The organism is Campylobacter ureolyticus, from assembly GCF_027277485.1.
Classification (GTDB): Bacteria; Campylobacterota; Campylobacteria; order Campylobacterales; family Campylobacteraceae; genus Campylobacter_B; species Campylobacter_B ureolyticus_B.
In genome coordinates, this window is the sequence record NZ_JAPXGQ010000014.1 from 1 (window position 1) to 24,787 (window position 24,787).

General features: G+C 27.7%; 23 protein-coding genes and 2 tRNA genes. 13 read left to right on the top strand and 12 right to left on the bottom strand.

The window, feature by feature from the left end; translation table 11 throughout:
• Positions 1-264: 264 nt before the first annotated feature.
• On the top strand, positions 265-702 hold the full coding sequence (locus tag O6B72_RS07725) for a hypothetical protein (protein WP_269492749.1): 438 nt from the start codon (positions 265-267) through the stop codon (positions 700-702).
• 38 nt (positions 703-740) lie between these two features.
• On the opposite strand, the gene O6B72_RS07730 is transcribed toward O6B72_RS07725, so the two are convergent.
• From O6B72_RS07730 to O6B72_RS07740, 3 genes are all read right to left on the bottom strand, one after another.
• Positions 741-2,672, bottom strand: a complete 1,932-nt coding sequence (locus O6B72_RS07730) for a DUF262 domain-containing protein (protein ID WP_269492750.1) — start codon at positions 2,670-2,672, stop codon at positions 741-743.
• The gene (locus O6B72_RS07735; RefSeq protein WP_269492751.1) at positions 2,662-3,960 is read right to left on the bottom strand and encodes a DUF262 domain-containing protein; all 1,299 of its coding nucleotides are present in this window, start codon (positions 3,958-3,960) and stop codon (positions 2,662-2,664) included. The genes O6B72_RS07730 and O6B72_RS07735 overlap by 11 nt, the downstream gene beginning before the upstream one ends.
• A gap of 70 nt (positions 3,961-4,030) precedes the next feature.
• Complete coding sequence (locus tag O6B72_RS07740) at positions 4,031-5,998, bottom strand: AAA family ATPase (RefSeq protein ID WP_269492752.1); 1,968 nt, start codon at positions 5,996-5,998, stop codon at positions 4,031-4,033.
• Positions 5,999-6,080: 82 nt separating this feature from the next.
• Here O6B72_RS07740 and O6B72_RS07745 point away from each other — a divergent pair, with 82 nt between their 5' ends.
• From O6B72_RS07745 to truA, 7 genes are all read left to right on the top strand, one after another.
• Entirely contained in the window at positions 6,081-6,959 is an 879-nt protein-coding gene (locus O6B72_RS07745) for a WYL domain-containing transcriptional regulator (RefSeq protein WP_269492753.1), read from the top strand.
• An 83-nt stretch (positions 6,960-7,042) separates the two neighbouring features.
• Positions 7,043-8,344 (top strand): bifunctional UDP-N-acetylglucosamine diphosphorylase/glucosamine-1-phosphate N-acetyltransferase GlmU, encoded by a 1,302-nt coding sequence (glmU, locus tag O6B72_RS07750; RefSeq protein ID WP_269492754.1) that lies wholly within the window; start codon positions 7,043-7,045, stop codon positions 8,342-8,344.
• Positions 8,341-9,525 carry a bifunctional phosphopantothenoylcysteine decarboxylase/phosphopantothenate--cysteine ligase CoaBC gene (coaBC, locus tag O6B72_RS07755; RefSeq protein WP_269492755.1) on the top strand — a complete coding sequence of 395 codons (1,185 nt, stop codon included), beginning with the start codon at positions 8,341-8,343 and terminating at the stop codon, positions 9,523-9,525. The genes glmU and coaBC overlap by 4 nt, the downstream gene beginning before the upstream one ends.
• Complete coding sequence (gene uppS / locus O6B72_RS07760; RefSeq protein WP_269492756.1) at positions 9,518-10,195, top strand: polyprenyl diphosphate synthase; 678 nt, start codon at positions 9,518-9,520, stop codon at positions 10,193-10,195. The genes coaBC and uppS overlap by 8 nt, the downstream gene beginning before the upstream one ends.
• Entirely contained in the window at positions 10,195-10,971 is a 777-nt protein-coding gene (locus tag O6B72_RS07765) for a prepilin peptidase (RefSeq protein ID WP_269480127.1), read from the top strand. Before uppS ends, O6B72_RS07765 begins: the two co-directional genes overlap by 1 nt.
• A gap of 23 nt (positions 10,972-10,994) precedes the next feature.
• Positions 10,995-12,023 carry an LptF/LptG family permease gene (locus O6B72_RS07770; RefSeq protein ID WP_156847353.1) on the top strand — a complete coding sequence of 343 codons (1,029 nt, stop codon included), beginning with the start codon at positions 10,995-10,997 and terminating at the stop codon, positions 12,021-12,023.
• Complete coding sequence (gene truA / locus O6B72_RS07775; protein ID WP_269492783.1) at positions 12,020-12,721, top strand: tRNA pseudouridine(38-40) synthase TruA; 702 nt, start codon at positions 12,020-12,022, stop codon at positions 12,719-12,721. Before O6B72_RS07770 ends, truA begins: the two co-directional genes overlap by 4 nt.
• Before the next feature lie 214 nt (positions 12,722-12,935).
• Here the strand turns inward: truA and O6B72_RS07780 are convergent, their stop codons facing one another.
• The gene (locus tag O6B72_RS07780) at positions 12,936-14,963 is read right to left on the bottom strand and encodes an ATP-dependent helicase (RefSeq protein WP_269492757.1); all 2,028 of its coding nucleotides are present in this window, start codon (positions 14,961-14,963) and stop codon (positions 12,936-12,938) included.
• A 159-nt stretch (positions 14,964-15,122) separates the two neighbouring features.
• Between O6B72_RS07780 and O6B72_RS07785 the strand changes: the two genes are divergently transcribed.
• The 3 genes from O6B72_RS07785 (at position 15,123) to O6B72_RS09585 (ending at position 15,824) form a co-directional block, all read left to right on the top strand.
• A tRNA-Gln gene (locus tag O6B72_RS07785) sits at positions 15,123-15,197 on the top strand.
• Positions 15,198-15,208: 11 nt separating this feature from the next.
• Positions 15,209-15,283: transfer RNA gene (locus O6B72_RS07790), tRNA-Met, on the top strand.
• A gap of 232 nt (positions 15,284-15,515) precedes the next feature.
• Positions 15,516-15,824, top strand: coding sequence for a restriction endonuclease (locus tag O6B72_RS09585; RefSeq protein ID WP_415271063.1), 309 nt, complete (start codon positions 15,516-15,518; stop codon positions 15,822-15,824).
• Positions 15,825-15,851: 27 nt separating this feature from the next.
• Here the strand turns inward: O6B72_RS09585 and O6B72_RS07795 are convergent, their stop codons facing one another.
• The 4 genes from O6B72_RS07795 to O6B72_RS07810 form a co-directional block, all read right to left on the bottom strand.
• Positions 15,852-16,124, bottom strand: a complete 273-nt coding sequence (locus O6B72_RS07795) for a type II toxin-antitoxin system YafQ family toxin (protein WP_269492758.1) — start codon at positions 16,122-16,124, stop codon at positions 15,852-15,854.
• Positions 16,117-16,341, bottom strand: a complete 225-nt coding sequence (locus O6B72_RS07800) for a hypothetical protein (protein WP_269492759.1) — start codon at positions 16,339-16,341, stop codon at positions 16,117-16,119. Before O6B72_RS07800 ends, O6B72_RS07795 begins: the two co-directional genes overlap by 8 nt.
• Positions 16,342-16,588: 247 nt before the next feature.
• The gene (locus tag O6B72_RS07805) at positions 16,589-17,527 is read right to left on the bottom strand and encodes an agmatinase (RefSeq protein WP_269492760.1); all 939 of its coding nucleotides are present in this window, start codon (positions 17,525-17,527) and stop codon (positions 16,589-16,591) included.
• A 23-nt stretch (positions 17,528-17,550) separates the two neighbouring features.
• Positions 17,551-18,864, bottom strand: coding sequence for an anaerobic C4-dicarboxylate transporter (locus O6B72_RS07810; protein ID WP_269492761.1), 1,314 nt, complete (start codon positions 18,862-18,864; stop codon positions 17,551-17,553).
• Positions 18,865-19,175: 311 nt separating this feature from the next.
• On the opposite strand from O6B72_RS07810, the gene O6B72_RS07815 reads away from it, so the two are divergent.
• Complete coding sequence (locus O6B72_RS07815) at positions 19,176-19,424, top strand: TetR/AcrR family transcriptional regulator (RefSeq protein ID WP_269492762.1); 249 nt, start codon at positions 19,176-19,178, stop codon at positions 19,422-19,424.
• 198 nt (positions 19,425-19,622) lie between these two features.
• Complete coding sequence (locus O6B72_RS07820; protein WP_258298398.1) at positions 19,623-20,396, top strand: MetQ/NlpA family ABC transporter substrate-binding protein; 774 nt, start codon at positions 19,623-19,625, stop codon at positions 20,394-20,396.
• Positions 20,397-20,429: 33 nt separating this feature from the next.
• Here O6B72_RS07820 and O6B72_RS07825 read toward each other — a convergent pair whose 3' ends face one another.
• The 4 genes from O6B72_RS07825 to metG all read right to left on the bottom strand — a co-directional run bounded on the left by O6B72_RS07825 (position 20,430) and on the right by metG (position 24,785).
• The gene (locus O6B72_RS07825) at positions 20,430-21,236 is read right to left on the bottom strand and encodes a transporter substrate-binding domain-containing protein (protein ID WP_269487579.1); all 807 of its coding nucleotides are present in this window, start codon (positions 21,234-21,236) and stop codon (positions 20,430-20,432) included.
• A gap of 79 nt (positions 21,237-21,315) precedes the next feature.
• Positions 21,316-21,918, bottom strand: a complete 603-nt coding sequence (locus O6B72_RS07830) for a DedA family protein (RefSeq protein ID WP_269492763.1) — start codon at positions 21,916-21,918, stop codon at positions 21,316-21,318.
• Between the two features lie 15 nt (positions 21,919-21,933).
• Entirely contained in the window at positions 21,934-22,902 is a 969-nt protein-coding gene (locus O6B72_RS07835; protein WP_269492764.1) for a hypothetical protein, read from the bottom strand.
• Positions 22,899-24,785, bottom strand: a complete 1,887-nt coding sequence (metG, locus tag O6B72_RS07840) for a methionine--tRNA ligase (protein WP_269487581.1) — start codon at positions 24,783-24,785, stop codon at positions 22,899-22,901. The genes O6B72_RS07835 and metG overlap by 4 nt, the downstream gene beginning before the upstream one ends.
• Between the last annotated feature and the right edge of the window lie 2 nt (positions 24,786-24,787).

Here is a 24,787-nt window from a genome sequence, read left to right on the forward strand (position 1 = left end):
CGGCTCTGCTAGATGATTTAGCAATAAATCAAATAGTAACCAGCAAGGTTGAAGTAGGAATACAACAAAAATTCTATTAGTATAGTTTTATATATATTTATAGAATTTTATAGGTTTGTAGGAACGGCAAAAGCAAATAATGCTCTAAATTTCAGAACTTATAAAGAAATTTATGAGTTAAAAATAAAAATTTATGATGAGATTGTAAAAAATGATGTAAGTCATTTAGTAAGTCTTGATGGGCTTTTTGATGATGAAAAGTTGGTGGAGTTTATAAATCCTAAAATGATCTTGTTTTTATCTATCTCTATACCAATAACACTTGCTCATCTAAGGATAGAATACGCACATAATGAAAACTGGAGAGAGGAAATTGATGATAAAAATCGTAAAAAATCTTACAATACAAATGATCTATATGATGATTATTTTGATTTAAAAGAGCAGTATAAATTTATAAATTTAACCCCTAGAGTTCCTAAAAATCCAAAAGATTTTAGAAATGGAAATATTGTAGCAAAACATGGAGCATATCAAACAGATCTTCATTGGCTATGTCAAAAAGAGATAGGACTTCTTGCTGAAATGCTAAAAGAAAGTAGATACTCAGTCTCACAAGTCTGTTCAATGAGCTCTAATATAACTTTGCAAATTTTACAAAGAAGGTTGGAGTCTGATTTTTTAAAGTATCTGGAGAGGTGAAATTTAATCTATCCTAGAAAAACTAGGATAGATTATTGTTAGTTTTTATTTTCTAAATCTTTAAATAATAATTCTTTCATCTCATCACCGTGATTTTTTGCCTTTTCAAAATCCCAAGTGTTTTGGTCGTCAACATCATGCAATGCTAAAAGCATTTTAAGGCTTTGGATAGAATCGCCTTTTGCTATCCAGTCTTTTATGGCTTCTTTTTTCATCCCAACACTTTTATTTCCCAAAGATGAATTTCTACCACCAGAAATTAAGGCTAAATTTCCAAAATGATCTATTCTCCTCTTCTTTTTGTCATCATTATTTTTGTCATCATCATAAAAGCCCTTAAAGTCACCGATAGCTTCACTTTGTGGCTGTATATGCTCAATTGAATTTAGTCTTGTTAAATAATATCTCTCTTTTACAGTTTGATATTTCTCATCTTTAAAATAGTTATCAAAATTTTTCCACAAAAGATAGTCAAGCTTGTAGAAAAAATAGTGAGGTGTGCCAGTTCCATTATTTAATATTTCTTTGAATTTTTCATCTAAAATTTCTTGATTTAATGTTTTTTCTTTATTCTTAAATAATAGATTTAACATTCTTTCTTTGTCTTTATTTTCCAACTCTGATATCAAATCAAAATTTTTATTATTTAGCAAATTATCTTTAGCATATTTTTCAACATATCTTACAACTTCTTGCACCCACTCTTGTGCTTTGTAGTTTTGTGCTGTATGGTTAAATAAAAGTTCTATCATTTGCAGAGCTTTACTATCCTTTATATTAAAAAAGTTTTCTTTATCTCTCATATCTCTAAAATAAGGCTCATCCAAAACATCTCTTTTAAAAACAAAATAATCAAAAATAAGTCTAAATTTGAGCATATCTTTAATAAAATCTTTAGCAAAATTAATGTCAAATTCTCTAAATTCTTTTAACAAGTCCGCATTTGACATCACAATATCTTTTTTAATTCCATAACTTTCTGCATTAAATTTTAAAACATTAAGAAGTAAATAATCAAATCTTATGATACTTTTATACTCTAATAATCCGCCTATATTTAACTCATCGTTTTTATTGTTATCAACTTCACCATTTAAAACATCTCGAATTTTAACTTTTTTATTTTTACTCTCTGTATTTTCTTTTTTAAAATAAGAAAGAGTGCCAATATTACCACTTCTTAAAAACTCTAAAAAATTATCTCTGATATCTTCTACTTTTTCTTTTTGATTTTTATAAACGATAATATCTTCTATAAAACAATCCATACTAGAACAATAGTCCCAAATTTTAGCCCAATCTATATTACTCTCATCATTTTTACTCTCATCATTTTTACTCTCATCATTTTTACTCTCATCATTTTTAAAAATGTCTAAAAATTTAGCTTTTAAAATTTGATGTTTTTCAAGCTGAAGGCCACGAGAATTTATAAGCTCAAAATATCTTGTTATATCTGTGTCATGCGGAAGCTTTGTCAAAGTTATACGAACTTTATCTAAAAGTCTTTCTTTTTCTAAAATATCTTTTTTAGACTTTATAAAAATTAAATTTTCTCTTATTTTTTCGTTTTCACATTTTTCTAAATTATCTAAATTTTTACTTTTTAAAAACTCATTATCACTTTGTCTTATTTCATATGATAAATCAAAGCACTCATTAGGACTTAAAACCATCTGCATGAGATAAAGAGTTGTAAGTCTTTGTTGCCCATCTATAACATTATAGTTTTCATCAACTACAATATTGCCTATATAATAAGCACCTTCACTTTTTTCTAAATCATTAATAAGAGTTTCAACCTCTTCTTTTTGCCAAACATATTCTCTTTGATATAGTGGAATTATAAATTTTGGCTCGACATAAGTTTTATCATACCAAGTTCTATCTGAATTTTGATAAACTGGAAATGTAGATTCAAATTTTTTTAAATCTTTTATGCTTAATGATTCTATAATATTACTTTTCATTTGTAAATTCCTTTTTTATTTCATTTATAAAGTATGTTTTTTCCTCGAATTTTTTTCTTTGTCCATCTGCAGAAAAACCGTTTTTAAACAATATATTGTTTCTTATATATTCTTTTAGCTTATTTTTAAAAACTTCTTTATTGGAAGCAAACTCTATATCTTTAAACCATTTTTCAAACTCACTAGCCACACCTTCTTTTCTGACTGAATCTTTTTCTAGTCTAAAATTTAAAAGTAAAATTTGCAAAGCCTTTTCTATATCATAACTGTCATCGTTGAATTTATCTCTATAAAATAAAACAATAGCTTGATAAATCACAGATAAATAATAATTACCACCCCAAAGCCCATCATAACAAGTAAAAATTTCATCTTGCGTAAGACCATTATAAAGCTCTGTATATTTTTTAAGATATTTAAAAAATGCTTCTCCGCCTTGAACTGATGAAGTTGCTATAAAATTATTGTGATAATTATTAAAAATTATATCATCACTCAAAAACTCACTTTTAAAATTTTCATAAATATTAGGACTTAATAAATCAACTCCTTGTAGTTCAGATTTTGAGCCTGATTTTATAATGCTCAAAAGTGTTAAAACTATGCTAAATACATCACTATTATTTCTTTTTTCTCGAAGTGTTTTTTCAAACTCTTTTGCACACTCTTGTTGAGTTCTTTTTCTATTTATAAATCTTATATGATGACCTTTTAATAAATCTTTATCATCAAGTGGTTTTCCACGAGTATTTTGAGAACTAAAAAGTATAAAAGCTTGATCTAAATCATTAGTTATAGTATATGTAATAATAACTTTTTCTTTTAAAAATTCTAAAAATTTTTCATCGATTTTTTTAGATTTTTTTATAATATTAAGATTATTTTTAAGAGCAGCGACAGAATTTGGATTAATTTCATTTTCTAATAAGCTTATCTTTTTATTTTCCTCTTTATTTTCCTTTGCATAAATAATAAGCGCCAAAGTTGTAAGTCTTTGCTGTCCATCGACAATATCAAAATACTCTTTATCGCCATCTTTATTTTTATGAAGTATTATATTTCCAATCAAATACTCACTTTTTTTATTATCCATAGCTTCTAAAATATCATCTATTAGCTCATTTGCATTTTTAGTAGTCCAACGATATGGGCGTTGATAATTTGGAATTCTTAAATTTTCAAAATTTGGCTTTTGCGGTGAAAATTTGGTATTTTCATCACCGTCAAGCAAATTAAAAATTTCTCCAATGTTTGCAACACCAACATTTAATTTTTCTAACTCACTCATAAAAACTCCTTTTAGCTAAATTTAAACTACCGCTCATCATCTCCTCCTTAAATTTAAAATTTATTTGTAATTATATATTTTTAAAGTTAGTCTTTAACAAACATCTCTGTTTTAAGAGGTCAAAATACTCATCTGCGCTATTTACATCTAAAAATTTCATACTTCTTTTTACTGATTCAAAATCACCAATTGTTATATTACTTAGTTCTAAAAATGAGTTTAAAAGCTCTTCTTTTGGCTTAAAGCCTAAATTTTCACATCTATTTTGAAAGATATCTTTAGCCTGTATGAAATTTAAAGGTCTTAACTCCACCATAAAATCAAATCTTCTTAAAACCGCACTGTCTATTAGTTCAAACAAATTTGAAGTTGATATAAAAATGCCATCAAAACTTTGCATTGAGGTTAAAAACTCATTTACCATAGTTAGCTCCCAGCTTTTAGTAGCTCTATTTCTACTAAATAAAAAGCCCTCTATCTCATCGATTAGCAAAATCGCATCTTTTTGCTTAGCTAGTAAAAAGGCGTTTTTTATATTTCTCTCATTCTCGCCGATATAAGGTGACAACAGATCACTTCCAGTCTTTATAATAAGCTCTTTTTTAAGCTTATCAGCCAAATAAAAAGCATAAGCACTTTTACCACTTCCACTTACTCCATAAAGACAAATTCTTACATCATTTTTTACTTTATTAGCTAGGTTTTCAAGATCATAATCAGAGTTTAAAAGTGAAATATCATACTCTTTTGGGGCGTATTTTATCTCTTTTTTAAACTCCATACCGCCATATCCAAAAGCATTTAGAGTGTTGTTTGCAAGAAGTTTAAACTCACTTGAAGCATCTTTTAAATTTAGAGTTTCTATGACTTTGCTAACCTTAGCAATAGTAGCTGGTTGTAGATCGGGTGATCCACTAAAAAGCTCTTTTGTTTTATCATCTACTAAATTTTTGGAGTATTTATTGATGATTTTAAGTTTTTGGTTTTTAGGGATATCTTTAAATTCCATTATGAAGTCAAATCTTCTCAAAATAGCCTCATCGATACATCCAACATCATTTGTGATATAAATAACAACTCTTTTATTATTTTCAAGAGCGTAATTTACAAAAGCTTTGTTGTCTTGTTTGTCACGGGAGTTGAGATTGAAAATATCCTCAGCCTCATCGTAGATAAAAATTGTATCTTTGCTAACGAAATTTGATATAAAATCTATACTTGATATCCTTGACATAGAATAAAGAATATTATAATCATCAAAATATGATTTTATGCCAAGCCCTAAAACACCGCATTTGTTTGCTATTAGTGAGCAAATTTCGCTTTTTCCAACACCTGGCTTTCCATAAAATAAAATATTAACGCCTTTAAGCTCATTTTCAATGGAGTATTTTAAATACGGAATTAAAATATCTAAATCTTGCTTTATATGGTCAAAATCACTAAATTTCAGATTGCTAGAAGATAGTTCATAAGTGTAGTGTTTGATAAATTTATATATGCCATTTTCAACAAGTAGATATTTTAAAAAATCATCCTTTGTATCTATTATATTTGCACGGTACCCAGAACCACCATAAAGTTTTACCATATATCTAAAAGAATTTTTTAATTCAAATGCTTCTTTTATATTTTCTATTGACTCGTTTAATATCCTAGAAAAAAAGGTATAAATTTCTAACTCGCTTTTATAAGATGATGTCATTTGATCTAATATATAAGAATTATAATTTAACACAACAGCACCCATTCTAATAATACTTACTTGTGTGTTTGTAAGACTTAAGGTATTTTGCAAGAAATTTAGATTTTTTTCCAAAATATCATCTTCATCTATCTTAAACTCTTTTTCATAAATATCAAGTTTTTCTTTTAGTTTGTTTAAAATCAGAGGAATTTGATCTTTTTCAAGCTTTATATCTTTATCCAAATACTCATATAAAACAGCCACTCTACCATCCATAAGCTTCAAAATAGTATCCAAATGAACAGCCACTCTAAGTTCCATTAATCTTATGATCTTTTGATAATAACTCATAAAGCCCTCCTTGATAAATTTATGATAAAATTATAAAGTCTTTCAAGGACATTTTTTTGTCATCATGTAAAAAAGGATAAAAATGGCAACGCAAGCAACTTTAGAAAAAGTGGCAAAAATTTATGAGCTACTTACAAAATCACCAGTTAGCGAGGATCATCTATGCAAAATATTTAATAAAGACAAAAGAACTATTGCAAGATATATAAAAATTTTAAAAGATGATGGGATAAATATAAGGCTAAACAATAAAATTTATAGCATAACAGATCTAAAAAAAGATGAAAATGATGTTGTTTTTAGCCTTGTAAAAAACTTCACTCAAAACCAAGGGTATGAAATTTATAAAAAATCAAAAAGTCTATTTAAAGAGATCAATAAAGAGTATAAAAATGCTTTTTTCATACAGCTAAAAAACGAAAATTTAGATAGTAACGACCTGGAGTTTTTTAAAAGCTTGGCCTCTGCTATTGAGAATAAAGAGATGATAAATTTTACTTACAATAACTATAAATTTAGAGTCAAACCGCTTAAGATTGCAAATTTTGATGGTTTTTGGTATCTGCTTTGTTTAGATACAAATAAAGAGGATAAATTTAAAAAGTTTCACCTAAAAAGTATAAAAAACTTAACTATTTTAAATGAAAAATTTACAAATGCAAAAGATATTGAAACAAAACTTAAAAATGCCAACTCAATCTGGTTTGATATAGATAAAAAAGGCTTTATAGTTGAACTTTTGGTTGATAACTCTATTTTAAAATTTTTAGAAAGAATTCCACTAAAAACGCAAGCAATAATCCACAAGCAAGATGAGAGCGAAGTACATTTAAAAGTCTCAAACTACTATGAAATCGTGCCATTTATCTTACAATTTATACCATTTATCAAAGTCATTGCCCCAAATGACCTAAATGAGTATTTAAAAAACTTACTAAGTGAGTATTTAAAGTCAATTTAGATCCAAAATAGAACTTATTAAATTAATCTTTTATATAAATTAAGGTAAAATAGCCAAATTATATGATTTTAAAAGGTTAATAAATGAGTGAGATTTCAGTTGTGATTTTAGCTGCTGGTTTTGGAACTAGAATGAAATCAAACAAAGCAAAAGTACTTTTTGAACTATCTGGAAAGCCTATGATTTGTCATATATTGCAAAAGGCTTATGAATTAAGTAATGATGTAAGTGTAATATTAAATTATCAATTTGATGAAGTCAAAAAAGTAGTTTTAGACAGCTTTCCAAATACAAAAATTTATAAACAAGATGTTGAAAATTTCCCTGGAACTGCTGGAGCACTAAAAGATGTTAAGCTAAATTCAAAAAAAACTATTATTTTATGTGGTGATATGCCTTTAATAAAACTTGATGATATAAAAAAGCTTGCTAGTTTTAAAAGTGATGCTGCACTAAGCGTATTTAGGGCAAAAAACCCAAAAGGCTATGGACGAGTTATAACAAATTCCAATAATGAAATTCTAAAAATAGTTGAAGAAAAAGATGCAAATGAAAATGAAAAAGGCATAAATTTAGTAAATGCTGGATGCTACGCTTTTAAAAGCGAAGTTTTAGCTAAAATTTTACCACTTATAAAAAATAATAACGCTCAAAACGAATACTATCTAACAGACAGCATAGAAATAACTAAAAGTATGAATTTAACTTGCCAAGCTATTGAGGTTGATGAGAAAAATTTTATGGGAGTAAATGATAAATTTGCTTTAAGTATTGCAGAAGAGATAATGCAAGATAACATAAAAGAAAATTTAATGAAAAGTGGTGTTAAGATGAGACTTCCAAAAACTATTTACATAGATTGCCAAGCGAAATTTCAAGGAGAATGTGAGCTTGAAGAAAATGTAAGTATAATAGGAAAATGCGATATAAAAGACAGTATTATAAAAAGTGGAAGCGTTATAGAAAGCTCTAAAATTTACAGCTCTGATATTGGACCACTTGCACATATTCGTCCAAAATGTGATATAAAAAACTCTCATATTGGAAATTTTGTAGAACTTAAAAATGCAAAAGTCAATGATATAAAAGCCGGGCATTTAAGCTATTTAGGTGATTGCGAAATTGATAGTGGCACAAATATCGGTTGTGGAACTATAACTTGTAATTATGATGGAAAAAATAAATTCAAAACTATAATTGGAAAAAATGTGTTTGTAGGAAGCGATACGCAATTAGTTGCACCTGTAAATATCGCTGATGATGTGATAATCGCCGCTGGCTCAACTGTTACAAAAGATGCTAAAAGCGGGGATTTAGTAATAAATCGAGTAAAACAAACTAATAAAAGTGGATTTTACTATAAATTTTTTGGAGAAAAAAAATGATATTAAAAGATAAAAAAATACTTCTTGGAGTTTGTGGGAGCATAAGTTTTTATAAGGCTTTTGAAATTTTATCAAGTTTAAAAAAACTTGGTGCTGATGTTTATGTAATGCTAAGTGATGGGGCTTTAAAATTTGTAAATTACGAGGCATTTGAAGCATTAAGCAATCATAAAGTATTATGCACTAAAACTGAAAATTGGCAAGAGGGAATAAACCACATTGAGTATTCTAAAATGGATCTTATAGTTTTAGCACCAGCTAGTGTAAATTCTATAAATAAACTAGCTCATGGCTTTTGTGATAATATTTTCATTGAAACACTAATAGCCTCAAAAGCTCCTATTATTATAGCTCCAGCTGCAAATACAAATATGCTTGAAAATGAAATAACAAAAGATTCTATAAAAACATTAAAAGAAAAAGGTGTTAAATTTATTGAGCCAGTCACCAAAACTTTAGCTTGTGGAGATGTTGGAAAAGGAGCTCTTGCAGAAATTGAAAGTATTATAAATGGTATAAAAAAAGAGTTTTTAAAAGATGATTTTTATGTTGGAAGAACAGTTATTATTACAGGCGGATCAACAAGTGAAAAAATAGATGATGTAAGAGTAATAACAAATCTATCAAGTGGAAAAACTAGCAAAGCTTTAGCTGATGCTTTTTACTTGTTTGGAGCAAATGTTGTTTTTATAAGTAGCTATGACTATAATGTGCCATACAAGCTACTTAAATTTGATAGCTCTTTTGGGCTTCAAAGTGCTCTTCTAACACAGAAAATGAATGCTGGAGATATCGTGCTAATGACAGCTGCTGTGAGTGATTTTATCCCAAATAAAGTAAAAGGTAAAATAAGCAAAGATGATGTTGATGGTGTTTTAACTCTAAATTTTAGAAAAAATGAAGATATCATCTCTAAAGTCACAACTCCAGGAGTTAAAAAAATAGGATTTAAACTTGAAGTAAAGCAAAACTCATCAATTGATTTGGCAAAACAAGCATTAAAAGATAAAGGACTTGATGCAATTTGTCTAAATGTACTAAATGATGTTTTAACTTTTGGTAGCGAAAATACAAAGATAAGATTTATAGCAAAAGATGAAAATATTGAAACTATTGAAGGTTCAAAACAAAATGTTGCATTTAAATTAGCCGAACTTATAAAAAGACTCTTTAATGAATAAACTAAATCACCTTGCCATTATAATGGATGGAAATGGTAGATGGGCAAAAAAAAGAGGATTTATTCGAACAAAAGGTCATGATAGTGGTGCAAATGTGGTTGAAAATGTGGCTAAATTTTGTATAGATAAAGATATAAAAAATCTAACTTTGTATGCTTTTAGCACTGAAAACTGGGCTAGACCAAAAAGTGAAGTTGAGTATTTAATTAAGCTTTTTAAAGAATTTTTAATAAAAAAAGAGGAAATTTTCATAAAAAATGAGATTAAATTTGAAACAATTGGTAATCTAAATAAATTTGATGATGAACTTTTAAATTTAATCGCAAACATAAAAGAAAAAACTACTATTTTTAATAAATTAACTTTAACCTTAGCTGTAAATTATGGCTCAAAAGATGAGATAGTAAGAGCGGTTAAAAAGCTAATATCAAAAGGTGATGAAATAAGCGAAGCAACAATTAGCCAAAATCTTGATACAGCAAAAATAGGTGATGTTGATTTGCTAATTCGAACAGGCGGAGAACAAAGACTATCAAATTTTTTACTATGGCAAACAAGCTATGCTGAGCTATTTTTTACTCCTACTTTGTGGCCTGATTTTTCATATAATGAGCTTGAAAAAATAGTAGAAAAATACACAAAAATTCATAGAAAATTTGGGGGACTGTAATGATAATTTTATCAATTTTTTATTTTATAATTGGCATTTGTGTAGCGTCTTTTAGCAATGTATTAATTTATAGGCTTCCAAAAAATGAAAGTATAAATTTTCCAGCATCACACTGCCAAAGTTGTAAAACTCCTTTAAAATGGTACCATAATATTCCACTTTTTTCTTGGATTTTTTTGGGTGGAAAATGTGCATTTTGCAAAAGTAAAATAAGCCCTCAATATCCACTAATAGAGCTTATGGGTGGAGTTTTTATGCTAATTGCTTTATATAAAGAGTTTGAATTTAGTGGCTTTAATTTTTCACAAAATGAATATCTTATGCTTTTTAAAGCCTTGATGATAGGATTATTATTTATAATTTTACTTGCTTCAAGTGTAGTTGATTTCCGTTACACTGCCGTTCCTGATGCTCTTTTAAACTCATCTGTAGTTATTTCCTTACTTTATTCATTTAGTTTTGATGGAGTTAAAAATGCTTTAATATTTGCAGCAATATTTTATGCAATAAGATTTATTTTAAGCAAGCTTAAAAAAATGGAAGCTATGGGACTAGCTGATATTTACCTATTTGCTTGTATGGGTGCTGTTTTGGGTCTAAATTTAGGATTTTTTGCTATATTTATAGGTGCAATTTTAACTTTGCCATTCTATGCAGCAGTAAGGCAAAAAGACTATGAAATGCCATTTTTTCCATTTTTATCAATAGGACTTTTTGTGGTTTATTGCTTTAATGTTTACTCTTTAAAGTTTTTAAATTTTGTAATGTATGCATAAATAATAGATAAAACGAGCCCAGTATGAATAAAATAAATAGATATTTACTATCAAGTTTTATAAGTAGTTTTGCCTCACTTTTTAGTGTTTTATTTTTAATAATGTCGATTGTTTTTTTTATACAAATTGCAAAAATTACTTCTTTTATAGAGATAAATAGTTCTGAGCTTTTTAAATTATATTTGTTTATGCTGCCTAGAATTTTAATTTTTACAACACCAATTGCCTTTTTTGTTGCTCTAGCTGTTTCTCTTTTTAGGCTTTCAAGAGAAAATGAAAGTATTGTTATATTTACTTTTGGCTACCCATCTAAAAAAATAGCTAGATTTTTTTTGTTTCTTTCAACTATTTTATCCATAGTTTTACTTTTTACTTCACTTATAATGATGCCTTATGCAGAAAATTTAAAAGATAATTTTGTCGATTATAAAAAAACACAAGCAACTTTAAACCTTAAATCAAGCGAACTTGGACAAAAATTTGGCGAATGGCTTATTTTTATACAAAGCGATGAAAAACTTGATAAAAATACAATTTATAATGATCTAATAATGTATGCACCAAAAAAAACTGATGAAAAAGAAAAAATTATCTTAGCAAAAAAAGGCGAGTTTAAAAGCGAAGATAGTGTTTTTAAAATGATTTTAAGCAATGGACTTATTTACACAATTGATAAAAATATTCACATAACTTCATTTAAAAATATGATAATTCGTTCAAAACCAACAGGCGAGATAAGAGATGCAAACTCAGCAATTAATTATTGGATGAGTGCAAAAACTGATAAAAAAAGAGCAAAAGATTTAAGTATTTACACACTTGTTGCACTATTTCCATTAGCTAGTGTTTTATTCGCAATAAGTCTTGGAATTGTTACTTATAGATATGAAAAAGGATTTGTCTATGTTGGAGTTTTTGGAGTTTTATTTGTCTATTTTGCAAGCATTATGCTTTTAGCAAAAAAACCACTTATTGCGATTCCTGTTGTTTTTAGTCTATTTTTTATAACCTCATTGTTTGCTTTTTATCAAAAAATATCTAAAAAATACTGATGAAAATAAAATTAATATACTCTTATAATGGTTCAAATTTTAGTGGCTCACAGTCTCAACCACATAAAAACTCAGTTGAGGATAGATTAAAAATGGCACTTTTTAGAGTAGGAATATTTGAAAAACTTACAACTGCCTCAAGAACAGACAAAGGAGTTCATGCACTAAATCAAGTAAGCACTACAAATTGTGGGGAATTTTGGGACTTAAATAAACTAAAAGAACAGCTAAATCGTCACGCAAGACCTTTTATATATATAAAAAAAATTGAAAAAGTATCTAGTGAGTTTCACCCAAGATTTAGCGCTAAAAAAAGAAGCTATAGGTATATTTTAAATCATTCAAATTTTAGTCCTTTTTTAGAAAATTTATGCCTTTTTTATGATAAAATTGATATAGAGAAACTTAATTTAAGCCTTAGTAAATTTATTGGAAAACATGATTTTAAAAACTTTATGAAAACAGGAAGTGATATAAAAGATAGCATTAGAGAGATTTATAAAGCTTATGCGTTTTCATATAATAATCTTACGATTATCAAATTTGAAGCAAATGGCTTTTTAAGATCACAAGTTCGCCTAATGGTAGCAAATGTCTTAAAAGAGCAAATTTCAAACCAAAAATTTACTTTAGAAAAGTCAATTACACGAATTCCAGCCCCTCCCAATGCTCTTTATTTAGAAAGAATTTTCTATTAAAATTTATATCTTCACTAATTTTGTTATTATTACTTATGAATTTAGATAAATATTTATTTCGCTTTTAAACCATAATTAAGTAATATAATTTTTTAATTTTATTTTTGTTTTTAAAAATAATTATCTTTTACTTCTTTTTCAATATAGTCTTTTTAAATTTTCTTGACTCTATTATTTATTTTAATTTTTGCTCATTTTTTTTATTTTATATAATTTATTCTTTTATCATTCCAGCCTCTATTAAGAACTGGCTTGGTTTATACTCAATTTTTCTTATTTTATCATATTTTGCATAGCTTAAAATAAGTTCATCTCTAGCCCTTGTAACAGCTACATAAAAGAGCCTTCTTTCTTCTTCCATACTGCCACCACTTGCCATAAGCTTTAAATTTGGAAAACGGTTTTGTGCAAGATCTACCACAAAGACTTGAGCAAATTCCAAGCCCTTACTTGCGTGAATACTTAGCAAATTTACACCCTCACCTTCACTCATCTCTCCAGCCCCAAGTGTTAAGAAACTATAAAAACTCTCTATGTCTTTATAATTTTTAGTTAAACTTGCCAAAATTTCACATTTTTGGTAAATTTTTTGAATATTTTCTTTTTTTAACCCTTCATCAACCTTGCCACTTTTTAAGGTTGCTCTTTTTGTAGCAATATCATCTACAATTATGGCAAAAGCATTAGAATAAACTATATCTTTTAGAATTTCTCTTGATGAGTTTATATTTGTTGTTTTTAACAAGAGATTATAAATTTCACTTAACATATAAGCTGCACTATTACTTAATTTTGCATATTTAAGTACTGGATTTTTTATAAAATTTTGATTTATTTTTACTTCATCAAACCTTGAAACTTCATCAAAAATATCTAAATCATCAAAAAGTCCAAGTTGATAGTTTTTCTTTTTAGTTTCATAAATTTTTGCTTCCTTATCTGGATTTAAAAACCCTCTTATTATATTTCCTTTTCCAAGAGAATTTAGTGCATCATAAACTTCCTTTGAAACGGCTGCACCAACACCCTTTGCATATTCAAAAATCTGCATAAAAGCCATAATATCTTTTGGATTTATTAAAATTCCTATAAAATTTATTAAAGACTTTATTTCCCTGTTCTCAAAAAAACTAACACCTCCTTTTCTTTTTGAAGCAATGCCTCTTTCTCTTAAGCTAGCCTCAATACCATCGGCACTTGAATTATTTCTAAAAATAACAGCAATATTTGTTTTTTCAAATTTAGAAGATTTTATTATATCAGCAATTTTTGAGTATTGAGCATAAATTTCATCAAATATTAAAAGTCGAGGATTTTTAAACTCTCCATTTCTATTTACGCTTAAATGTTTTTCGTAAAGTCTCGGATTGTTTTCAATTACCTTATTTGCGAGTGCTAAAATGCCTTTCGTAGAGCGATAATTAATATTTAAAGCATAAATTTTAGCATTTTCATAACGAGTCTTAAATGAAGCAATTATATCAATATTTGCCCCATTAAATGCATAAATACTTTGATCGTAATCTCCAACACAAAATAAACTTTTCGTGTTAAAGGAATCTATTAAGCTTCCCTGAAGAGAATTTGTATCTTGATATTCATCAACTAATATTTCATTAAAATTTAAAGGAGCTCCTTTTTTAAGCTCACGTTTCATTTTTAAAAGCAAATCATTAAAATCAACATATCCAAATTTTTCTTTTTCTTCTTCAAATTCATTTAAAATATCTTCATAAATTTCAACATAAACACTTTGTTCTCCATAATTTTCAACAAACCAATTATAAAAATTTCCATCTATTATTTTATTTTGAAAAAGTGAATATATATCGTATAGATAAGCTCCAGAATAAGGCTTAATATCACTAATATTGCTAAATTTACGTTTATCAACCAATGATTTAAGTAAAATTTTAAGCTCGCTTGGTTGTTTTAAAACAATATTTTTTCCAAGAGATTTTAAAAGCGTGTAAGAAACTGAGTGAAATGTACCAGCTGTAATATCTCCGGTTATTTTTTTATCAAAATATCGCTCTAGTCTCGCAATCATCTCTTTTGAAGCCTTATTTGTAAAAGTTAAAAGAAGTATTTTTTTGGGATTTGTACCGCTATTTAAAAGATGTGCAATTCTTGCTACAATTGTAGAAGTCTTTCCGGTTCCTGCACTTGCAATCACTAAATTTCTTCCAAGTGGTGCAGTGGCAGCTGCTAGTTGTTCATTATTAAGTTTTGAAAGTGGCAAATTTATCTCCTTAAAAACTGTAGATTATACTTATAAAGAATAAAAGAGGGGTAAATTTGTCTTTATTTTTAAGAAAAAAAATATAAATTAAAATATTTTTTATAAAAAGCTTGACAATAAACTTATTTTATATTATAATTTGATTTCATTTTTAAGTAATGGGGTATCGCCAAGCGGCAAGGCAATTGGTTTTGGTCCAATCATTCGGAGGTTCGAATCCTCCTACCCCATCCACTTACTTTTATCGCAGAGTGGAGCAGTGGTAGCTCGTCGGGCTCATAACCCGAAGGTCGGAGGTTCAAGTCCTTCCTCTGCAACCAAATCACCATTTTATCGATGTTTTAAAGCATACTTAAATCATTCTTAACATTTAAATTTTAATTACTTTTATCTCTATTTAAGTTTAAACAAAAAAATAAACATTATTAAAATTATTTAGATAATTAGAAAATTTATAACAGATTTTATATTTCAGAAATTAATACAAGAGTTTTAAAAAGAAAAATTAAAAAATGGCAAAAACTGGAAAAAGGAAAAATGTGATGACTATAAATATTATATAAAAAATTTTATGAGAATGAAGGCTATAAAGTTTTTCCAAATGAATATATAGAAGACTTTAAAGATGGCGGAATTGATTTACTAGCGCACAAAGGAAAAGAAACTATACTAATACAGTGTAAAAATTGGAAATCTAAAGCTGAACTTAAAAATATAACTAAATTTTACAATAGTTGTAAAGATTATGAAAAATATAACTATAAAAAATTAAATAATAGATACATAAAAAAAATATTTGCAATATCAAACGAAATTAAAAATCCAGAGATAGAAAGATTTTTAAAAAGAATAAATAACTAAATTGAATTTTCAAATGTGCCTATTTTTTTAAAATAAATCAGAATGAGAGCCAATCTGAAAAAGATAAAGAACCAATTCATCATCAATAATTTTATATATTAAAAGCAAATCAGATTTTATATGACACTCTCTAAATTCTTTAAATTTACCTTTTAGTTGATGATCTTTATATTTTGTATCCAATGTTTCGCAATTTGATAGTTTAAAAATTACCTTATTTGATAAGTCTCTATCAAATTTAGAAAGTTTTTTAAACTGATTTTTAAATTTTGACGATACATAAATAGAAAATTTAGCCATCTAAACTATCCATAGCCTTTTTGTAATCTTCAAAAGTTTCATATTTTTCAAATTTACCGTTTTTAAATTCTTCTTCACATTCTTTCATATTTTTAATAAATTTTTCAGTGTAAATTTCTTCTATATCAACAGAACTATTATGGCGAAGATTAACAATAGATTTTACTATATCTAATATTTTATCATCTATATTGTTAAGGGTTAGATTAACAGTCATTGTAGCTCCTTTTAAATTTTTAAAAATATTAACAAATTTAGACTTAAAGCACTATAAAACGGTATTTGAAAGATGATTTTTTGTTCATAACTCATAAGATAAATCATATTTCTTTTAGATTTATTAATTAAAGTAGATATTTCATAAGTTTTAATTTTTTGAATTTATATCTTGCAATTTAAGACTTAAGACTTAGTTTTTAGCAACATAAAAGACTAGATAAAGTATCTAGTCTTTTTTAATTTAGTTATTTTTTATACTTCATTATCATTGCCATAGTATGAAGCATAGTCATAGCAGCAACTCTAACTGTTGTATTTGTCGGATCGTACTGTGGTGCTGTTTCGACCAAATCAAATCCTACAACATTTCCCATCTTGCAAATACCTGTGATTATGTCAGTTACTTGATTAAAATATAATCCGCCTGGTGATGGTGACCCAACTCCTGGTGCTATGGATATATCATATCCATCTATATCTATTGATAAATAATAGTCTTCTCCTTTTGGTATCTTAGCTAAGACACCTTCTACTCCTATTTCATGAGCTTCTTTTGCCGATATTAAAACACTACCGTAAGCCTTTGCATCCATAAAATCTTCTCTTCTACTTGAGCCAAGACCTCTTAATCCAATTTGACACATTTTATCTATATAATCCATCTCTGAAAGTCTTCTCATAGGACTTCCATTTGCAAGTCTTTGTGGTCCAACACTATCTGTCCAATCTAAATGAGCATCAAATTGAATTACATTTATCTTTCTACCAACTTCTGACAATGCTCTACCAATTGGAATAGTTATAGAGTGATCACCACCCATTATTGCAGGTATTGCCCCTCTTTGAATAATTCTTCTAACATATTCTTCTATACTATTAAAACAATATTCTAAATCACCATGAAGTATATCAACATCACCGCAATCAACTATTTTTATAGGGGCCTCTAGAAGCTGCTCATCATTGTCTATATCATAGAATCCAACACCGCCTCTTGCATAATGAGTTGAAACTTCTCTGATTCTTCTAGGTCCTAATCTACAGCCTGATAAATAACCAACTCCCATGTCGTATGGAACACCTAAAACAGCAATATCTGCTTCTAATTCATCAATATCCTCGCAAATAGGATATTTTGCAAAAGAGCAAATACCTGTTATAGGTTGATTAAATTTTCTTTTCATATTTTTCTCCTTTTAAAAAAATATTATAGTATTATACTGGTAAATACAAAGCCAAATATAACAGAAGTTACTATTGTTGTAACTCCAGGCACTATAAATGGATGGTTAAAAACATATTTACCTATTCTAGTTGAGCCAGTATCATCCATCTCTACTGCAGCTATCAAGGTTGGATATGTAGGTAAAACAAACATAACACTTACAGCACCAAAGCATGCAACTAGTGCAGAAGGCGAAACACCTATTGCCAAAGCAACAGGAAATAATACCTTTGCTGTAGCTGCTTGAGAATAAAGCAACATACTTGCAAAAAATAGCATTACAGCAAGTGTCCATGGATAATCACTTAACAAGTCACCAACTAATAACTTTAATCCATCAACATGATGGTTTACAAAAGTAGTTCCCAACCATGCAACACCCAAAACACAAACAGCCGCGCTCATACCTGATTTGAATGTAGAAGTATTTAGAACTTCAGCAGCATTACTTTTAGTAGTAGCAATAATTATTGTTGCAGCTGTTAACATAAATAAAACAATGGCTTCATTTCTTGGAACAGTTATTTTATCAGCAGGAATAAGACCTACTTTATCACTAATTGCGGTAGCATAAAAAGCAACCACAAGAATAGCAAATATAAATATAATAACTGAGCGTTTTGCACTAGGCTTTGGAATATAGTTTCCAACACCTTTGATTTTAACTAATCCTTGTTTTAGTCTTTCTTGATATATAGGATCATCATCCAACTCTTTTCCAATAAAATTTGCTACGAAAGCACCTATCATACAGGCTAAAAAAGTAGAAGGTACCATACATGCTAACAACTGTAAATAGCCGACCCCTAACGGCTCCAATAATCCACTAGTAAAAACTACAGCAGCTGAAATAGGAGAAGCTGTAATTGCAACTTGCGAAGCCACAACTGCTATACTTAGTGGTCTTGATGGTCTAATGCCTTGTTCTTTTGCCACTTCTGCTATAACAGGCAATGTTGAAAATGCTGTATGTCCAGTTCCTGCAAAAAAAGTTAAAATATAAGTTACAATAGGAGCTAAAAAAGTTATTCTTTCAGGGTGCTTTCTAAGAATTTTTTCAGCGATATGAACTAAGTAGTCCAATCCACCTGCAACCTGCATGGCTGCTATACAGGAAATAACAGACATCATAATCAATATAACATCTATCGGAATATTTTGTGCTTTAGCTGCAATCCCTAAAAATAACGTAAGAATTAAAACTCCAGCACCACCAGCAAAACCTATGCCTATACTACCAAGTCTAGCACCAAAAAATATAGCACCAAGAACTACGAGCAACTCTACGGATAGCATACAAGCCTCCTTTTACATAATGTTATTTTAAATTTTAAAGTAGATATAATCTTTAAAATTTACAGCCAAACTAAGGCATAAAAAAACAAAACTCCAACAAAGGCTTTAATACGCTACCTATCTAAAATAGATTTTAAATTTCTCCTATTATTAGGTTATAGCTTTCATACTTTGAGGAGTAAGCTAGCTTTTAATTTGATATTTTGAAAGATTTTGATACAATTACAATGCAACTTGAATAATTTCAAAATCTTTATGAAATTATTTCAAAATAAACCTTAAAAATCAATTAAAAGTGAATTAATTTCAAAATGATAGATAAAAAAGAGATAGCAAAAGCTTTAGAAATAGAGCTTAGAACACTATATAACTGGGAAAATAAAAGAGTTAAGCTATATAATTTTATAGTTGATAATTTTTATAAAAATAATGAAAAAAATTCAAATACTGATGAATTATTGAACTATTTTCAAAAACTAGACGAAAAAGAAAAAGAATATTACTTAAGTATTATAAAAATAGCTGTTTTAGAAAAAGAAATAAAAAATAAACAAGACTGAATTTATATTTAATATAATTTATTATATGTTATAGTATATAAATTTGTAGCACAATTTTTTATTTCTTGTATTTAGAGTTTAAAGATATTTAATGTAAGCAAAAAACAAATCACTAAAAAATTAAAATAATTTTATTATATTTATATTTATAAAAATTATTGTATTATCTTTAATATATTTTGAAACTAAGGAGAAAATATGAAAAAAAGTTTAATTAGTTCTTTGGTGGCTGTAAGCTTAGCTACATCTTTATTTGCTGAGAAAATTACAGTTGGCGCTACACCTGTCCCACATGCTGAAATCCTAGAAGCCATAAAACCTGAACTTAAAAAAGCTGGATTTGATCTTGAGATAAAAGAATTTAATGATTATGTTATTCCAAATTTAGCTACAAATGATGGTGAAATTGATGCAAATTTCTTCCAACACATTCCATACCTTGAAGAATTCAATAAAAACAAAGGTACAAATTTAGTAAAAACAGTAGCTGTTCACTTGGAACCAATGGGTATCTATAGTAAAAAAATAAAAAATCTAAATGAGCTTAAAAACAAAGCAAAAGTTTCTGTTCCAAATGATCCAACAAATGAAAGTAGAGCCTTGGATGTTTTAGCTGATGCTGGTCTTATAGAACTTGATAGCAAAGTAGAGCTTAAAACACCACTTGATATAACAAAAAATCCTAAAAATTTAAACTTTATTGAAATTGATGCAGCAAGCGTTCCAAGAACTTTAGATGATGTTGATATTGCTGTTATTAATACTAATTTTGCTTTAAATGCAGGATTCAACCCTTTAAAAGATGCTTTACAATTAGAAAGCAAAGATAGTCCTTATGCAAATATCATAGCTGTAAAAAAAGGCAATGAAAATAGTGAAAAAATAAAAGTTTTAGATGAGGCTATTACAAGTCAAACAGTAAAAGATTTTATTGAAAAAAAATATAATGGGGCAATTTTACCAGCATTTTAATGATTATAAAGACGGAAAATCCGTCTTTATTTTCTAACCAAAGATTTTATAAATATCTTCTAGTAAGAAGTATTTTTGTTCAGCAGTTCCTTTATAAAATGGATCTATTGTATCTTTAAATGTTTTTCTAAAGAAACCATCTTTACTTAATTTAACTAAAGTATCATTAACAAAATTTAATAAATCTTTATTTCCTTTTGCAACACCAACACCCAAGAAATCAGATGCACCTAAGTTTTTAATATTAACTTCCATACTTCTATCAACGACAGGATAAGCTAAAACTATCAAGTTATCGTTTGCATACGCATCACCTGCCCCATCTCTTAGCATTTTATAACACTCATTAGAGTTAGGACAGCCTACAGTATCAAAACCTTTTGAAACAAAGTAAGCTTGGCCAGTTGTACCATTTTCAACTAAAACCTTTTTACCTCTAAGATCCGATTCTTTTTTTATGCCATCGCTTTTTTTGGTTAAAACACCGATATTTACTGAAAAATAAGGTAAAGAAAAATCAATTTTTTTCAATCTCTCATCAGTAATTGTAAAAGTAGCAAGTAAAATATCAACCTTATTTTTTTCTACAAAATCAAGTCTTTGATCAGCTCTTGTGGCAACAAATTCAACTTTACCACCTTTATCTTTAAAAAGATTTTTAGCTATAGCATTAGCAAAATCAACTTCAAAACCAGTAAAAGTACCGTCGACTAACTGACCAAACGGAGGCTGCTCTGTAAAAACACCAACTCTTAAAACACCTTTGTCTTTTATTTCTGAAAGTGAATTTGCGAACAGGCTGCCTATAAGCAACATTGAGCTTAATAAAATTTTTTTCATTTTTTTCTCCTTCAATGTAAATTATATCTCATTAATCTTAACAAATATTTTATATTTTACTATTTTAATATATATAATATTATTTATTACTGTTTTTTTTATAAAAATAAAAATATATAATAAAAGTTAAGATTACAAAAAATAGAAGTATAATTGTTACAATATGAAGTTTTTCTTTTAAAATAGTTTCATTCTGACCTAAAAAATATCCAAGTCCAAGCAAAATAGCTACCCAAATTCCAGCACCCAAAGTTGTAAATAAAGAAAATCTAAAAATATTCATCTTTGCTAAGCCTGCTGGAAGACTTATATATTGTCTAATTCCTGGAATTAAGCGGCAATTAAAAGTTGAAATTTCACCATGACGTTTAAAAAAACTTTCAAATTTTTGCATTTTATCATCATCAATACCCACATATTTGCCATATTTTTCAATCAAGCCTCTACCAAAAAAATAACATAAATAGTAATTAAAAATAGCGCCTATAAGTGATCCAAATGTCCCAGCAAAAAAAGCTAAAAAAATATTCATCTTGCCTTGAAAAACAAGATATCCAGCTGGTATCATCGCAACTTCACTTGGAAATGGGAAAAATGAGCTTTCTAAAAACATCATACAAAATATACCTAAATATCCCCAGCTTTCAACCAAATTTACTATAAATGTAATTATTTCACTCAAATTTTACCCTTGTTTTTAATCAAAAAGCGATAGCTCTTTTTTCTTGCTATTTAGCATATCTATGACATCTTGTTTATTTGCCAAAACAACTGCATACTTAAAATCATAGCTTGTCTTTATCTCTTCTAAAGTATCATATTCAATATCGCTTTTTAAATTTAGTTTTTTTGATGACATTGAAATTATCTCTTTTCCAAATTTATCTTTTAAAAACTCAACTTCTCTTAAAAAAAGCTCGGCATCACTCTCGATTATAAAAGCTCTATAGCTTTCTCCAAAAGCTTTTATATTATAAAATTTATCTATAAAAATACTTTCAAAATGCCCAATATTTCTTAAATCTTTAAATTTTATAAAAATATTATTTTTATCTGCAAAATCTAAAATAGAATAAACTTCTGGTAGAAAAATTTGTGGTAAATTTAAATTAAAAATTCTATCGTTATATTCAAAATTTAGAAAAAACAAAGATCCATCAATTAAAATTTTAGCATTATTTTTCAAATTCAAAGTCTCGTAAATAGGTGAGATTTCTTTTAAAAATTCTAAATCATCATATAAAAAAATATCACCTTTTTTTGAATTTATAAAATTAATAAAAACTTCATCTAAATTTTTACTTAAAAATTTAGCATTTCTACTAAGAGTTGAATTTTTTAAAATCTCTTTTTCAACTGGTTTTAAAAATAGATTTTTGATGGAGTTTGAAACAGCAAAAAACTGTGCTATTCTAAGTTTTGCTTTGTTTAAGTTATCAACTTTTATATATGCGATTTCACTATTTTTAACTTCACACTTTTTATCGAAAATAACAGCATAAGCACCATTTTCTATCGCTTCATTAATTTCTTTTTCATCATTGCTTAAAAACGCACTTCCCAAACTTACATCTTTAAGGTTTATAGCAAAGTTATCAACACTTGAAATTTGTGGTTTTGCAACCAACTTTGCATTTATTAACCTTACAAGATTTTCTATTCTCATCCAACTATTGCTCCATTTTTAACCTTTGCAAGAGTTGAAAGCAAGGTTAATTTACCATCTTCAGCACTTAAAATCATACCCTCACTTAGATGTTTAAAAATTTTAGCAGGTTTTAGATTCGCCAAAACACAGACTTGTTTTCCTATTAAATCTTTAGGATTATAGTATTTAGCTATCCCTGAAATTATTTGACGAGGTTTTTCTTCTCCTAAATCGATCTTAAATTTTAGTAATTTATCACTACCTTCTATGTTTTCACACTCTAAAACTTCACCAACTTTTATAACTATATTTTTAAAATCATCAAGAGTTATTAAGTTTATTGTCTTATCTTCTTTTGTCTCAACACCAACAGGAGTTTGCATTAAAGGCTCTTCAATCTTAGTAAATAACGGCTCACACTCACTTGCTTTAAAATCTAAAAGCTTATTTTCATTAATTACTTCATTATATGTTTTTGTTGAAATTTCAAAATTTAAATTCGAAGCAATTTTTAAAGCTGTTTTTGGCATAGCTGGACTTAATAAAATAGTTGCTCTTGCAAGCAAATTTGCAACCATTGAAACTAAAGCAAAAGCTTTTTTATATTCACCATTTTTTATTAGATTCCATGGCTCATATTTTGCAATGCTTAAATTTGCTAAATTTAAAATTTTCCAAATTTCATCTAAATATCTACTTGTTGAAATTTCACTAATTTCTTTTAAGGCATTTTTTATAAATATTTCACTTTCATTAATTTCATCTTTAAAATACTCCATAACATTACTACTATCAATAATAAAATCTGAATATTTCTTACTCATTCCAATAATTCTATTTAATAAATTTCCTAAATCATTACAAAGCTCACTATTTATTCTTGTAATTAATGCCTTTTGAGAAAAATCACCATCTTGTCCAAAAGGAACCTCTCTAAGTAAAAAATATCTAAACTGCTCTAACCCGTATGCATCTGCTACTTCTTTTGGATTTATTACATTTCCAAGAGATTTGCTCATTTTTTTACCATCTCTTGTCCACCAACCATGAGCTGCAATAATTTTTGGCAAAGGCATATCAAGGCTCATTAAAAAAGCAGGCCAATAAATCGCATGAAATCTTAAAATATCTTTACCAACCAAATGCAAAGTGTTTTGCCAAAAATCCATATTTTTTTCATCTCTTAAATATCCAAGAGCTGATGGATATATCAAAAGAGCATCAAGCCAAACATAAATAACATGTTTTGCTTCATTTAAATTTGCAGGCAACCTAATACCCCAATCAAAACTTGTTCTTGTGATGGAAAGATCTTTTAAGCCACTTTTTACAAAATTTATAACTTCGTTTTTTCTATATTTTGGCAAAATGCAGTCTTGTTCATACCATTTTAAAAGCTTATCTTCATATTTTGAAAGTTTAAAAAAATAACTTTCTTCTTCTAAAATTCTAGTTTGCTTCCCACAATCTGGACAGCACTCACCATCAACAAGCTGATTTTCAGGGAAAAAACTCTCGCAACTTACACAGTAATGTCCTTCATATTTACCTTTATAAATATCACCTTTTTCAAGCATTTTTGAAAACGCACTTTGAACAGTTTTAATGTGATCTTTATCAGTAGTTCTAAAATATTTATCATAACTTATTTCAAAATAATCCCAAAGATTTTTAAATTTCATACTAACTTCATCTGCATATTCTTGTGGTTTAAAACCTCTTTTTTTAGCTGCTTCTTCTATTTTTTGACCATGTTCATCTGTTCCGGTCATAAAAAATACCTCATCGCCTTTTAATCTATAAAATCTAGCAATTGTATCAGCTATAATTGTTGTATAAGCATGTCCAATATGTGGAATATCATTTACATAATAAATTGGTGTTGTTATAAATCTTTTCATTG

Coding starts and splice junctions, on each gene's coding strand:
- O6B72_RS07730 (WP_269492750.1), bottom strand. CDS start 2,672: ATGAAAAGTAATATTATAGAATCATTAAGCATAAAAGATTTAAAAAAA.
- O6B72_RS07735 (WP_269492751.1), bottom strand. CDS start 3,960: ATGAGTGAGTTAGAAAAATTAAATGTTGGTGTTGCAAACATTGGAGAA.
- O6B72_RS07740 (WP_269492752.1), bottom strand. CDS start 5,998: ATGAGTTATTATCAAAAGATCATAAGATTAATGGAACTTAGAGTGGCT.
- O6B72_RS07745 (WP_269492753.1), top strand. CDS start 6,081: ATGGCAACGCAAGCAACTTTAGAAAAAGTGGCAAAAATTTATGAGCTA.
- glmU (WP_269492754.1), top strand. CDS start 7,043: ATGAGTGAGATTTCAGTTGTGATTTTAGCTGCTGGTTTTGGAACTAGA.
- coaBC (WP_269492755.1), top strand. CDS start 8,341: ATGATATTAAAAGATAAAAAAATACTTCTTGGAGTTTGTGGGAGCATA.
- uppS (WP_269492756.1), top strand. CDS start 9,518: ATGAATAAACTAAATCACCTTGCCATTATAATGGATGGAAATGGTAGA.
- O6B72_RS07765 (WP_269480127.1), top strand. CDS start 10,195: ATGATAATTTTATCAATTTTTTATTTTATAATTGGCATTTGTGTAGCG.
- O6B72_RS07770 (WP_156847353.1), top strand. CDS start 10,995: ATGAATAAAATAAATAGATATTTACTATCAAGTTTTATAAGTAGTTTT.
- O6B72_RS07795 (WP_269492758.1), bottom strand. CDS start 16,124: ATGGCTAAATTTTCTATTTATGTATCGTCAAAATTTAAAAATCAGTTT.
- O6B72_RS07800 (WP_269492759.1), bottom strand. CDS start 16,341: ATGACTGTTAATCTAACCCTTAACAATATAGATGATAAAATATTAGAT.
- O6B72_RS07805 (WP_269492760.1), bottom strand. CDS start 17,527: ATGAAAAGAAAATTTAATCAACCTATAACAGGTATTTGCTCTTTTGCA.
- O6B72_RS07810 (WP_269492761.1), bottom strand. CDS start 18,864: ATGCTATCCGTAGAGTTGCTCGTAGTTCTTGGTGCTATATTTTTTGGT.
- O6B72_RS07815 (WP_269492762.1), top strand. CDS start 19,176: ATGATAGATAAAAAAGAGATAGCAAAAGCTTTAGAAATAGAGCTTAGA.
- O6B72_RS07820 (WP_258298398.1), top strand. CDS start 19,623: ATGAAAAAAAGTTTAATTAGTTCTTTGGTGGCTGTAAGCTTAGCTACA.
- O6B72_RS07825 (WP_269487579.1), bottom strand. CDS start 21,236: ATGAAAAAAATTTTATTAAGCTCAATGTTGCTTATAGGCAGCCTGTTC.
- O6B72_RS07835 (WP_269492764.1), bottom strand. CDS start 22,902: ATGAGAATAGAAAATCTTGTAAGGTTAATAAATGCAAAGTTGGTTGCA.
- metG (WP_269487581.1), bottom strand. CDS start 24,785: ATGAAAAGATTTATAACAACACCAATTTATTATGTAAATGATATTCCA.